General features: G+C 71.8%; 12 protein-coding genes and 1 tRNA gene. 7 read left to right on the top strand and 6 right to left on the bottom strand.

The window, feature by feature from the left end; all coding sequences use genetic code 11:
* Positions 1-7: 7 nt before the first annotated feature.
* Positions 8-89, bottom strand: a tRNA-Tyr gene (locus FQ137_RS06985).
* A 149-nt stretch (positions 90-238) separates the two neighbouring features.
* On the opposite strand from FQ137_RS06985, the gene FQ137_RS06980 reads away from it, so the two are divergent.
* From FQ137_RS06980 to FQ137_RS06965, 4 genes are read left to right on the top strand one after another with little or no spacing between them, the layout of a single operon-like run.
* A complete protein-coding gene (locus tag FQ137_RS06980; protein ID WP_149291751.1) occupies positions 239-733 on the top strand; it encodes a YajQ family cyclic di-GMP-binding protein in 495 nt (164 codons plus the stop codon).
* Positions 734-743: 10 nt separating this feature from the next.
* Positions 744-1,550 (top strand): molybdate ABC transporter substrate-binding protein, encoded by an 807-nt coding sequence (gene modA / locus FQ137_RS06975; RefSeq protein WP_149291750.1) that lies wholly within the window; start codon positions 744-746, stop codon positions 1,548-1,550.
* Positions 1,547-2,341: an ABC transporter permease gene (locus tag FQ137_RS06970; protein ID WP_255583757.1), complete on the top strand. Its 795-nt coding sequence runs from the start codon at positions 1,547-1,549 to the stop codon at positions 2,339-2,341. The genes modA and FQ137_RS06970 overlap by 4 nt, the downstream gene beginning before the upstream one ends.
* Positions 2,334-3,500, top strand: coding sequence for a sulfate/molybdate ABC transporter ATP-binding protein (locus FQ137_RS06965; RefSeq protein WP_149291749.1), 1,167 nt, complete (start codon positions 2,334-2,336; stop codon positions 3,498-3,500). The genes FQ137_RS06970 and FQ137_RS06965 overlap by 8 nt, the downstream gene beginning before the upstream one ends.
* Positions 3,501-3,561: 61 nt before the next feature.
* On the opposite strand, the gene FQ137_RS06960 is transcribed toward FQ137_RS06965, so the two are convergent.
* A complete protein-coding gene (locus FQ137_RS06960) occupies positions 3,562-4,608 on the bottom strand; it encodes a polyprenyl synthetase family protein (RefSeq protein WP_149291748.1) in 1,047 nt (348 codons plus the stop codon).
* A 136-nt stretch (positions 4,609-4,744) separates the two neighbouring features.
* Here FQ137_RS06960 and FQ137_RS06955 point away from each other — a divergent pair, with 136 nt between their 5' ends.
* Complete coding sequence (locus FQ137_RS06955) at positions 4,745-5,998, top strand: geranylgeranyl reductase family protein (RefSeq protein ID WP_149291747.1); 1,254 nt, start codon at positions 4,745-4,747, stop codon at positions 5,996-5,998.
* Positions 5,999-6,133: 135 nt separating this feature from the next.
* On the opposite strand, the gene FQ137_RS06950 is transcribed toward FQ137_RS06955, so the two are convergent.
* The 4 genes from FQ137_RS06950 to FQ137_RS06935 form a co-directional block, all read right to left on the bottom strand.
* Positions 6,134-6,823 carry a demethylmenaquinone methyltransferase gene (locus tag FQ137_RS06950; protein WP_149291746.1) on the bottom strand — a complete coding sequence of 230 codons (690 nt, stop codon included), beginning with the start codon at positions 6,821-6,823 and terminating at the stop codon, positions 6,134-6,136.
* 70 nt (positions 6,824-6,893) lie between these two features.
* Complete coding sequence (locus FQ137_RS06945) at positions 6,894-7,376, bottom strand: DUF3592 domain-containing protein (protein WP_149291745.1); 483 nt, start codon at positions 7,374-7,376, stop codon at positions 6,894-6,896.
* Entirely contained in the window at positions 7,373-9,121 is a 1,749-nt protein-coding gene (gene menD / locus FQ137_RS06940; protein ID WP_149291744.1) for a 2-succinyl-5-enolpyruvyl-6-hydroxy-3-cyclohexene-1-carboxylic-acid synthase, read from the bottom strand. The genes FQ137_RS06945 and menD overlap by 4 nt, the downstream gene beginning before the upstream one ends.
* Positions 9,122-9,131: 10 nt before the next feature.
* The gene (locus tag FQ137_RS06935; RefSeq protein ID WP_370452384.1) at positions 9,132-10,130 is read right to left on the bottom strand and encodes a helix-turn-helix transcriptional regulator; all 999 of its coding nucleotides are present in this window, start codon (positions 10,128-10,130) and stop codon (positions 9,132-9,134) included.
* A 99-nt stretch (positions 10,131-10,229) separates the two neighbouring features.
* Between FQ137_RS06935 and FQ137_RS06930 the strand changes: the two genes are divergently transcribed.
* Positions 10,230-10,463 carry a hypothetical protein gene (locus FQ137_RS06930; protein ID WP_370452331.1) on the top strand — a complete coding sequence of 78 codons (234 nt, stop codon included), beginning with the start codon at positions 10,230-10,232 and terminating at the stop codon, positions 10,461-10,463.
* 30 nt (positions 10,464-10,493) lie between these two features.
* Positions 10,494-11,111 (top strand): DUF664 domain-containing protein, encoded by a 618-nt coding sequence (locus FQ137_RS06925; RefSeq protein WP_149291742.1) that lies wholly within the window; start codon positions 10,494-10,496, stop codon positions 11,109-11,111.
* Positions 11,112-11,176: the final 65 nt, after the last annotated feature.

The raw sequence follows: 11,176 nt of genomic DNA, 5'->3' as shown, positions 1-11,176 counted from the left end.
CTCCGAGTGCCAGATGATGGATTCGAACCAACGAAGGCTAAGCCGACGGATTTACAATCCGCTCCCTTTGGCCGCTCGGGCAATCTGGCGTGCACCCTTGTGGGCGCTACGACACGATACAACGGCGGTGCCCGCTGGTACCAAATCGGGGTGCCCAGGGGTGGTGCTCCGCCTGCCTCCGGCCCGGCCCGGGGCGGGTAGCCTGGCCGGGACATCCCCCAATGACAGGAGTGCGTCCATGGCTTCGGAGTCCTCGTTCGACATCGTTTCGGAGTTCGACCGCCAGGAGGTGGACAACGCCCTCAACCAGGCGGCCAAAGAGCTGAGCACCCGCTACGACTTCCGCGGGACCGATGCGAGCATCGAATGGAAGGGCGAGGACGCGGTGGAGATCGTTGCGAACTCCGAGGACCGGGTGCTGGCCGCGAAGGACGTCTTCGTGGAGAAGTTGGTGCGCCGCGGGCTGAGCATGAAGGCACTCGAGGTGGGCGACCCCATGCCGTCCGGCAAGACCTTCCGCCTGGTCGGCTCACTCAAGCAGGGCATCGACAAGGACAACGCCAAGAAGATCACCAAGCTGCTGCGGGATGAAGGCCCCAAGGGGGTCAAGGCGCAGATCCAGGGCGAGGAGATCCGCGTGTCCTCCAAGAAGCGCGACGACCTGCAGGAGTGCATCGCGTTGCTCAAGGGCGCGGACTTCGAGGTGGCGCTGCAGTTCACCAACTACCGTTAGCCCGCCAGTGATGCCGTTCCGCATCGGCGGGGGTGGGCGCGGACCGGGTGGTCTGGCGGGACGACACCTCCGCACCACCGCACTGGTCGCCGCCGTCGGGCTGTCCGCGCTCGCGGGGTGCGCGACCGGTGACGACGACGCGGACCGCCGACAGTTGACCGTCTTCGCCGCCGCGTCGCTGACTGACGCCTTCACCGACCTGGCGGAGGAGTTCGAGCGGACCAACCCGGGCGTGGACGTTCGACTCTCCTTCGACGGCTCCTCCGGTCTGGTCGACCAGATCGCCGGTGGCGCGCCGGCGGACGTGTTCGCCTCCGCCGACACTCGCACCATGGAGCGCGCCGTCGCCGACGGGCTGGTCGCGGGCGAACCGACGCCCCTGGCCACCAACGTGCTCACGCTCATCACCCCGCCGGGCAATCCCGCGGGGATCACCGGGCTCGACGAGTCGCTGGATGGCGCTCGGCTCGTCGTGTGCGCGGCCGTCGTGCCCTGCGGGAACGCGACCCGAGAACTGGCTGCTCGGGCCGGGATCACCCTTCGCCCGGTAAGCGAGGAGTCGAAGGTCACGGACGTCCGTGGCAAGGTCGAGTCAGGTGAGGCCGATGCAGGGATCGTCTACGTCACCGACGCCCGCGCCGTCGCGGACCGGGTCGAGCAGGTCCCGATCGTCGGCGCAGATGGTCTGCCGAACGTCTACCCGGTGGCCGCGCTCGATCGCGCCACGGACCCCGGACTGGCCCGTCGGTTCGTCGACGCCGTCACCGGCCCGGAAGGTCGCGCGGTCCTCGCCGAGCACGGTTTCGGACCGCCGTGACCCGTCCGCCGCTCCCCCGGTGGTTGCTCATGGTCGCAGCCCTCACCGTCCTACTCGCGGCGCTGCCCCTGGCCGGCATGGCGATCCGTGTGCCCTGGGCGCGGATTCCCGAACTCCTGTCCTCAGAGGCCGCCCGCGACGCAGTGTGGTTGAGCGTGCGCACGTGCGCGGTCTCCACCGTGCTATGCGTCCTGCTCGGGGCCCCGCTCGCGGTGCTGCTCTCGCGCAGTCGCGGTCCGCTGGCGGCGCTCGCCCGCGCGATCACCGCGCTGCCGATGGTCCTGCCCCCGGTCGTGGCCGGCCTGGCGCTGCTCATCACGTTCGGCCGCACCGGCGTCGTGGGCCGGCACCTGTCCGTGTGGGGGATAGAAATCGGGTTCACCACCGCAGCCGTGGTGATCGCTCAGACATTCGTGGCGATGCCGTTCCTGGTGCTGGCGCTCGAGGGCGCGCTCCGCTCGGTGGACTCCGGCCTCGAGCGAACCGCCGCGTCGCTCGGCGCCTCCCCCTCCCGCGTCCTGACGACCGTGACGCTGCCACTGGTCCTGCCCGCCCTCGTCGCGGGCGCCACCATGTCATTCGCCCGCGCACTCGGGGAATTCGGTGCCACCCTCACCTTCGCCGGCTCCCTCCAGGGCACCACGCGCACACTGCCGCTGGAGATCTATCTCAGCCGCGAGGCCGACACCGAGACCGCCCTCGCTCTGGCAGTGGTGCTCATCGCGGTGGCGGCCGTGCTCATGACTGTCTCTGCACTCGTCGCCCGCCGGGCAGTGATGGACCGTGGCTGACCGCCCCGCGGCCGAGCTGGCCTGCCGGGTCGCCGACCGCGACGTCGACCTCCACCTCACCCTCCCCGCGGGCCGCCGGCTGGCACTCGTCGGCCCCAACGGTGCGGGCAAGTCCACAGCCCTGTCACTGCTCGCGGGGCACCTGCGACCCGACTCCGGCGAGGTCCGGCTCGATGGTCGCCTCGCCAGCTCCCCCGGCACACATTTGCCCGCGCACCGCCGCCGCGTGGTCGCGCTCGAGCAGCGGCCCGGGCTGCTTCCCCACCTGACCGCCCTGGACAACGTCGCCTACGGCCCGCGTGCTCGTGGGCTCCGGGGGCGGGCGGCGCTCGACCGCGCCCGCGCCGAGCTCGACGCCGTGGGGTGCGCTGATCTCGCCGACCGCCGGCCGCATGAACTGTCCGGAGGGCAGGCTCAACGCGTCGCCCTTGCGCGGGCCCTCGCAGTGGATCCTGCACTCGTCCTGCTCGACGAGCCACTGGCCGCCCTCGACGTGGAGGTCGCCCCCGCGATCCGGAGCCTTCTGGCCGATCGGCTCACCGGACGGGCCGTGGTCCTGGTGACCCATGATCCACTGGACCTGTGGTCGCTGGCCGACGATGTCGTCGTCATCATCTCCGGCCGCGTCACCCAATCCGGCACAGTCGAGGAGGTCCTCGCGCGACCAGCGTCCGATTTCGCCGCGCGCCTCGCCGGGGTCTCGCTGGTAGAGGGTGCGGTCGAGAACGACGGGCTGCGCACGCCCGGCGGCGACGTCATCTCGGGAGTCCGCACGACTACGGGAGAGGAGTGGCGCCCGGGCGTGCGGGCGGTGGCTACGGTCGATCCGCGGGCAGTGGCGGTCTACGTCGACCCCGGCCTTACCGCGTCCTCGGCACTCGGTGGCGACCACCCTGTGCCGGCTGGTTCGCACGTCGCGTCCACGGCCCGACCGCCGGCCGCGAGCCCGCGGAACTCCTGGCCCGCTCGAGTGGTCTCCCTCTCCCCCGCCGGTGCGCTGACGCGGGTGACCGCCGAACTCCGGGACGGCCAGCGGGTCGACGCCGAGATCACCAGCCGATCGGCCGCCGAACTCACGCTTGCGCCTGGGGTGCCCGTGACGCTGGTGGTCAAGGCGGCCCAGGTCGCTCTCTACCCGCGCCGCACACGCATTACCTGACGTCCACACTCCCGATAGTGACACTCACATCGATCGAGCTGACCGGAATAGCCCCGGCAGGTCAGCCGACGCGGTCCACGGTGAAGCGCACCAGCCGGCGCAACGCCTCGTTGGCGGGGCCACCCGGAAGTGCGTCGAGCTCGGTCATGGCGTCATCCACGTACTTCTCCAGCGTCGCGCGTGCACGCCGCATGCCATCGGACGCGCGCAGCAACTCGAGCGCCTCCGCGACCTCGGCGTCGTCGGTCAGCGGCTCGGCGAGCAATTCGCGCAACCGTGCGCTGTCCGCGGAGCCGGCCTCCATCGCGTAGATCATCGGCAGGGTGTGCACACCCTCCCGCAGGTCCGTGCCCGGGGTCTTCCCCGACTCGCTGGTCGGCGAAACGATGTCAATGATGTCGTCGGCGATCTGGAACGCGATCCCCACGGCGTCGCCGAGGCGGCGCAGCCGCTGGATCTGCTCGGCGGTCGCCCCCGAGTACTCCCCGCCGAACTGGGCGGCCGCGGCGATGAGCGAGCCGGTCTTCTCCCAGATCACGCGCAGGTAGTGGCCGGCGGCGTCGTCGTCGCGGCTCCCGACGCCAGGTCCGACGGTCTCGCGCATCTGCCCGGTCACCAGCTCAGCGAAGGTCTGGGCGATGAGCTGGACGGCCTCGGGGCCGAGATCGGCGAGAAGCATCGAGGAGTGAGCGAAGAGGAAGTCGCCGGCGAGGATCGCGGTGGAATTATCCCAGCGACTGTTGGCCGACTCGACTCCGCGGCGCATGGCTGCCTCGTCCATGACGTCGTCGTGGTAGAGCGTCGCCAGGTGGATCATCTCGCACACGACGGCGGCCTTGACGAGCCGTTCTCGGTCGGGCGTGGGCCCTAGGGCGCCGGCCAGCAGGGTGACTAGGGGCCGGAACCGCTTGCCGCCGGCGGTAACGAGGTGCAGGGCGACTTCGGAGAGGAAGTCCTCGCCGGTCTGGAGCCGACCGACGAGCAGCTTCTCGACCTCGTCGAGCCGCTCACGCAACACGGCCGCGAGGTCGGCATCACCGACGTCCACGCCCGCTACCGTGTGGTCGGTCGCCATCTCCGCAGTGCGGGTCACTGAATCGCTCGACATCCCCACTCGTCCTCGTCGCCGGGTTCGGGTCGGCGTCGACCGCCCCTGCCCGACAGACTACGGTCCCCTCTCGGGGGCTGCGGCACCCCACCCCGCCCGAGGTCCCGGCGACCGCCGCTCCCGCGGACCTGCAACCATGGAGCGCATGGAGTCACGTATGGGTCTTCCCGCGTCGACCGAGGTCCTGGTGGTGGGCTGCGGCCCGGCCGGTTCGGCGACCGCCACGTGGTTGGCGCGTGCCGGGCGCGAGGTCACGGTGCTGGACGCGGCGCAGTTCCCGCGCGACAAGACCTGCGGCGACGGGCTGACGCCGCGGGCGATGTTGGAGGTCGACCGGCTCGGGCTGGGCGGGTGGGCGCGGGATCGGATCACCATCCGCGGTCTCGAACTGCGGGGTTTCGGTCACGAACGTGTGGTGCCGTGGCCGGCTGGTGAGCACGGTGGGACCGGGTCAGCGGTGCGGCGGACGGTGTTCGACGACCGGCTGCGGCAATCGGCCGTCGAGGCGGGCGCCGCGGTGCATGACGGCGTGCGCGTCACGGGTGTGGAGACGGGCGACGACGGCGAGGTGACTGCAGTCCGGACCGAGGGCGGTCGCATCGAGTGCCGAACTCTCGTGGTGGCCGATGGCGTGAGGTCGCCGGTGGGTCGTCTGCTCGGCCGGACCTGGCATCGCGACACCGTGTACGCGGTGGCGGCACGCTCATATGTCCGGTCCGGGCGGCATGATCATCCGTGGATCGGGTCCGATCTCGAGCTGCGCGACGAGGCGGGGGCCATCCAGCCGGGCTACGGCTGGGTGTTCCCACTCGGTGATGGCGAGGTCAACCTCGGTGTGGGCGCGCTGGCGACGTCGGCGCGGCCGGCGAACGTGGCGGTCAAGGACCTACTGCAGCACTACGCCCGCAGCGTCCGCGGCGACTGGGCGCTGGAGGACGAGCCGCGAGCCGTCACGTCCGCGCTGTTGCCGATGGGCGGGGCCGTCTCGAAGGTGGCCGGCCCCAACTGGGCGGCAGTCGGTGACGCTGCGGCGTGCGTGAATCCGCTTAACGGTGAGGGCATCGACTACGCGCTCGAGGGGGGCCGCCTGCTCGCCGAGCTCATCGTCGCTGGCGACGGCAGTCTCACGCGGGCGTGGCCGGAAGTGCTGCGGCAGACGTACGGCGAGTCGTTCGCGATCGCCCGGGATGCCGCCCGCCTTCTCACCTACCCCAAGTTCCTGCCGGTGGCCGGGCCCGTCGGGATGCGCTCGCAGGCGTTGATGACCGCGGCGGTGCGGTGCATGTCCAACACGGTGGCCGATTCGGACCGCGACGTGGTGGCCCGGGGCTGGCGGGCGGCGGGCTCGATCGCCCGGCGGCTGGACCGGCGGCCGCTCTTCGCCGACTGAGATCCCGGCTCCTCTCATCCGGCTTACGCGTCGGGAATGGACCAGACCGGCAGCACATCCGGCCGGAAAGGGTGCACAGCGACAGCGCACCCCGAGAGGGCGGGGAATTGCACAGCGGGTGTCGCAGCGGGCGGGTCAGGCGGGGCGGCGGGCCAGGTGGATCGCTGCGATCCCGCCGGTGAGGTTGGTGACGCTGCACCGCTCCCAGCCACTCGCCTCGACCAACTCGAGCAGTGCCTGCTGGTCCGGCCAGTCCCGGATCGACTCGGCCAGGTATACGTATGCATCCGGGTTGGACGACACGCTCGTGGCGATCTTCGGCAGTGCCCGCATCAGGTAGTTCATGTAGAGCGCGCGGAAGGGCGGGAAGACGGGTGTGGAGAACTCCACCACCGCAAGCCGCCCACCGGGCTTGACCACGCGCGCCATCTCCCGTAGCCCGGCGGCGGTGTCCTGGACGTTCCGCAATCCGAAGCTGATGGTGGCGGCGTCGAACGCGTCGTCGGCGAAGGGCAGCGCCATCGCGTCCCCCGCGACCTTGGGCACATCCCGACCCGAGCCCGCGCGCAGCATCCCGAGTGAGAAGTCTGCGGCCACGCACCAGGCGCCGGACTTGGCGAGCTCGACGGTCGACACGGCGGTGCCGGCGGCCAAGTCGAGGATCCGCTCCCCGGGCCGTGGTGCGAGCAGCGAGCGGGCCCGCCGACGCCACACGTGATCCATACCGCCGGAGAGGATGGTGTTGGTCAGGTCGTAGCGCTTGGCTACACCGTCGAACATCGACGCGACGTCGCTGGGCTGCTTGTCGAGATTGGCGCGGGACACGCCGTCGACGCTACCCGCCCCGGGTGAGCGGGGCGGACCGGGCTGCCCGGCCGAGCCACCGACCGCCAGGTCAGCGCCGGACCATGCGGGGAACTCGAGGAGGCGACGGGTGACCCCGCCGGGACGCGGTGGCGTACATGAGCACCGCCAGAGGGACGACCACCGCGGGAACGGACAGGGCGGGAACCACGGCGACGGTCCAACTGCGGCCGGACACCCGCACGAGGTCCGGGTTGGCACGGCGGAATTCGACCTGCACCTGCTGCCCCTCGATGAGCCCGGTCGGGTAGAACACTCCGGTCACCGGACGCACGGTACGGCCGCCGCCGGTATCGAACTCCACGGCGGCCCGCCGGTCGGTGACCTCGGTGACGGTGGCGGTGGCGCTGCCCATGTCCCGGTCGATGCGCTGGTCGTCGATGAAGCACGCCAGCACAATGAGCACGGCGGTAAGCAGCGAGAACACCCCTGCGATCACCGCGACCACCCGCACACCCCGCCGGGTGCGGACGGCGCGGCGGGCCCGGCCCGTCGAGAACGTCGTCGCGGTCACCCGTCCGCCACGGCTTCCGAGCGTAGGGCGGCGTGGAGGTCGCGCAGGCCCTGCCGGTCGGTCGCCACCCGCACCACGCGCAGGCCCTCGGGGACGATGTCGCGGTGCCCGTGCGGGACGGACGGAAGCGAGAGCAGCGCCTCGAGTCCGGCGGGGTCGGTGTCGGTGAAGGGCACCCCGGCGCCCGCGCACAGTGCCCCCAGGTCCGCGCCGTGCGGGGTGCCGAATACGCGCTCGAAGTCAGCGGCCAGGCGCGGCTCTCCCTGCTCGAGCAGGGAGAAGATGCCGCCGCCGTCGTCGTCGGCCACCACGATCGTCAGGTCGTCGGGGTGCCGCTCTCGCGGGCCGAGCAACAGTCCGGAGACATCGTGTAGGAAGGTCAGGTCGCCCAGCAGCGCGACGGTCCGTCCCGGCGCGGAGAGCGCGACCCCGATGGCGGTGGAGATCGTGCCGTCGATGCCGGATGCCCCCCGGTTGGCGTACACCGACACGTCGGGATCGAGCGGCCCCACGAACGACAAGTCGCGCACGGCGTTGGAGGCGCCCACCACGAGGTTGTCCCCGGCCCGGATCCCGCGGGCCACGGCACGGGCCACGTGCATTCCCGTCGGCGCGCCGGTCTTCAGATGCTGGTCCAGCAGCCGGTCGACGGCGGCGCGGGCATGAGCGTCGGCACGGGCGGTGGTCTCGGTCCACTCGGGATCCACGCCCCACCCGGTGAGGACTGAGTCGGCGAGCTCTGCGGCACTGCCGGTGGGGTTGGGCGAGCGCGGTCCGGCGTCGAGGATCACCAGGTCGACGTCCGGGTCGGCCAGCAACCGGGTGACGGCGCGGTGCAGCGTCGGCCGGCCGGTGACCACCACCTGTTCGGGCCGCAGCGCCGGGATCGCCAAGGGGTGTACCGGGTGCAGCGGGACGGGCGCGCCGGGCTCGGCGACCGTCGGCACGCCCACCAGCCCGGAGACTGGAGCCGCCCCGACCCCCGACACCACCAAGGTGGGCCGTGTGAGATCCACCGCCACAGCCGACGCGGCCGGAGCCGAGTCGACCCCCGCCCCGGCACGCTGCACCCACGGACGTCCGCCCGGACGCCCCTCCGGCAGACGACCGATCTCCGGTCCGGGGCCGACCTCGTCGTCGTGTCCCGGGGTACCGGGCCCGACCGAGAAGCCCTCGTCACCCTCGGCCGGCACGAGTGGTTCGCGGAACGCGATGTCGACCTGCACCGGTCCGGGATCGCCGGCCGCGGTGGCGGTGAGGATGGCCCGGCCGATCGCGGAACGCCAGTGACGGTGCTCGAGCTCGGGATCCCCGGCCGCGCCCAGCTCGACGACCGCGCGGGCGTGCGGCCCGAACAACCCCACCTGGTCGATGGTCTGGTTGGCGCCGGTGCCGCGTAGCTCGGGCGGCCGATTGGCGGTGAGCGCGAGGACCGGTACGCCCGAGTGGGCGGCCTCGACCATCGCCGGGTGAAGGTTGGCCACCGCGGTGCCGGAGGTGACGACGACGGGGACCGGCCGCTTCGAGCCCAGCGCGAGCCCCAGCGCAGTGAACCCGGCCGCACGCTCGTCGATCCGCACGTGCAGGACGAGCCGACCGGCCCGCTCGGCGGCGGCCAGCGCCAGTGCCAGCGGAGCGCTCCGCGAACCCGGGCACAGTACAGCGTCGGTGATCCCGTGGCGGATCAGCTCGTCGACCAGGACACGGGCCTGCGCGGTACTCGGGTTGCTCGCTGTGGGATTCATCGCCCCCAGCCTAGTCGGGGCCGGGCGACGCACCGGCCGCATGTGCGAGCCGCTCGGCCACCTCTGCCAACCGATCACGCAGGCCGTCCGGTGACTCCACAGCGAACGGGCCCGGCAACCGCGCGAGGTACCAGGCCAACACGTCGAGGTCGGCGGCCCCCGTCTCCAGACGGCAGGCCGGGCCGTCCGGGTGGTCGTTGGCGCGCAGTTCGGTGACCGTCCCGTAGGTGGGCGGGAACTGTTCGGCCACCTTGTCCGCAGGCGCGAACACCAGCACCCGGGCCAGGTGCTGGTACGGCGCCGCGGTCACGGCGTGCTGCACATGCGCAGCCGGATCGGGCACGTCGGGGCGCGGCGTGAACCGCCAACGGCTGCGGTGCACGGCCCGGATGCGGTCCAGTCGGAAGGTGCGCCAATCCGCGCGCTCGAGATCGTAGGACAGCAGGTACCAACGCCGGCCCAGCACCACGATCCGGTACGGCTCCACCCGCCGCTCGGTCTCGCGGCCCGCCCGGTCCCGGTACTCCAGTCGCACCTGCTCGGTGCCGCGGACCGCGTGCCCCAGGTCGATGAGCAACTCCGGCTCCACCGGGGCGTCCGACCCCGGCAGTGCGACCATCGATTCGCTGACGGCGGCGACCCGTTCGCGCAGCCGGCTCGGCATCACCTGGTCCAGCTTGGTCAGGGCCCTCAGTGCGTGCTCGCCGACGCCCGCCACCGCCCCACCGGCGGCCAACCGGAGGGCGATCGCCACGGCCACGGCCTCGCGGTCGTCGAGCAACAGCGGCGGAAGCCGCCGACCAGCTCCCAGCCGGTACCCGCCGCCGGCCCCGCGCTCCGACTCCACCGGATAGCCCAGGTCGCGGAGCCGGCCAACGTCCCTGCGGATCGAGCGGGTGGTCACGCCGAGCTCGTCCGCCAGTTCCGCGCCCGTCCACACCGACCGCCGCTGCAGCAGATCGAGCAGGCCCAGCACCCGTTGGGTGGTGGGAGTCCTCGCCTCGCCCATGCGGTCCCCGGTCATGGCAGCAGTGTCCCACCCTCAGCGGACCGGTCCTGTCCGGTTCGCCTGACACGCTGTGCGGACACCGCGACCGAGGAGACCCCCATGACCGCCGCCCGTCCGATCGACTGGACCGCCCAACTCGACCTCACCTACGCCGGCTGGAGCGACGGCGTGAAGGGGCTCGACGACGACGCACTCGCCACCCCGATCGGCCCGGCCGAGGGCCCGTGGGCCGACCACCCCACGGCCGCACTGGTCCTGCACATCGACCGCGAGGTCATCCACCACGGGGCCGAAATGTGCCTGCTGCGCTACCTCTACTCCACCACCCGCTGACCCACACCCACTTTCGACCTAGGAGTCGTCATGCCCCTGTTCCCCGCCACCCACGACACCGAGCGCGACACCCTGCTCGAGTGGACCAACACCGCGCTCATCAACGCCAGGTCGACCGTCCACGGACTCACCGCCGACCAGCTCCGCGCCCGGCCGATCCCCTCCAGCGAACTGACGCTGGGCTGGCTCCTCCTGCACATCGGCGAGGTCGCGGCGACCTGGCTGGGTCGCGCTGCGGCAGCCCCCGACGTACCGGACACCGGGCGGTCAATCACGGAGGCGTTCGCCTGGGCCGAGGCCGTCAACCGGGTCGATCCCGACGCCACCGCCGTGAAGATCCTGGCCGAATACGACCGACGGCACGCCGTCGCGCTCGCGCACTTGCGCACTGCCGACCTGGACGCCGTGGTCCCAATCCCGACCGAGATGCCCTGGTTTCCCCCGGACCTGCCGCCGTTCAACGGACGCTGGGCCGCACTGCACGCGCTCAACGAGATCTCTCGCCATTCCGGGCACGCCGACATTCTCCGCGAAGCCATCGACAGCCGGACGATGTACGAATTGATCGCCGAGGACCAGGCGATCGACATGTCCTATATCGGCGCGTGGTTCGCCGCTCACCCCGAAGTGCCCGCACCTCGGTGGTGACGGGGCCCGCGGCGCCGCCGATTCGCGCCTGATCGATTCAGGTGCGGTCGGTTCAGGCGTGGTCG

Source organism: Dietzia sp. ANT_WB102 (assembly GCF_008369165.1).
Classification (GTDB): Bacteria; Actinomycetota; Actinomycetes; order Mycobacteriales; family Mycobacteriaceae; genus Dietzia.
This window is presented reverse-complemented; position numbering and strand designations above follow the sequence as displayed.

What these genes read in the sequence shown, in the direction of transcription:
- FQ137_RS06980 (WP_149291751.1), top strand. Translation starts at nt 239, where the DNA reads ATGGCTTCGGAGTCCTCGTTCGACATCGTTTCGGAGTTCGACCGCCAG.
- modA (WP_149291750.1), top strand. Translation starts at nt 744, where the DNA reads ATGCCGTTCCGCATCGGCGGGGGTGGGCGCGGACCGGGTGGTCTGGCG.
- FQ137_RS06960 (WP_149291748.1), bottom strand. Translation starts at nt 4,608, where the DNA reads ATGTCGAGCGATTCAGTGACCCGCACTGCGGAGATGGCGACCGACCAC.
- FQ137_RS06955 (WP_149291747.1), top strand. Translation starts at nt 4,745, where the DNA reads ATGGAGCGCATGGAGTCACGTATGGGTCTTCCCGCGTCGACCGAGGTC.
- menD (WP_149291744.1), bottom strand. Translation starts at nt 9,121, where the DNA reads ATGAATCCCACAGCGAGCAACCCGAGTACCGCGCAGGCCCGTGTCCTG.
- FQ137_RS06935 (WP_370452384.1), bottom strand. Translation starts at nt 10,130, where the DNA reads ATGGGCGAGGCGAGGACTCCCACCACCCAACGGGTGCTGGGCCTGCTC.
- FQ137_RS06930 (WP_370452331.1), top strand. Translation starts at nt 10,230, where the DNA reads ATGACCGCCGCCCGTCCGATCGACTGGACCGCCCAACTCGACCTCACC.
- FQ137_RS06925 (WP_149291742.1), top strand. Translation starts at nt 10,494, where the DNA reads ATGCCCCTGTTCCCCGCCACCCACGACACCGAGCGCGACACCCTGCTC.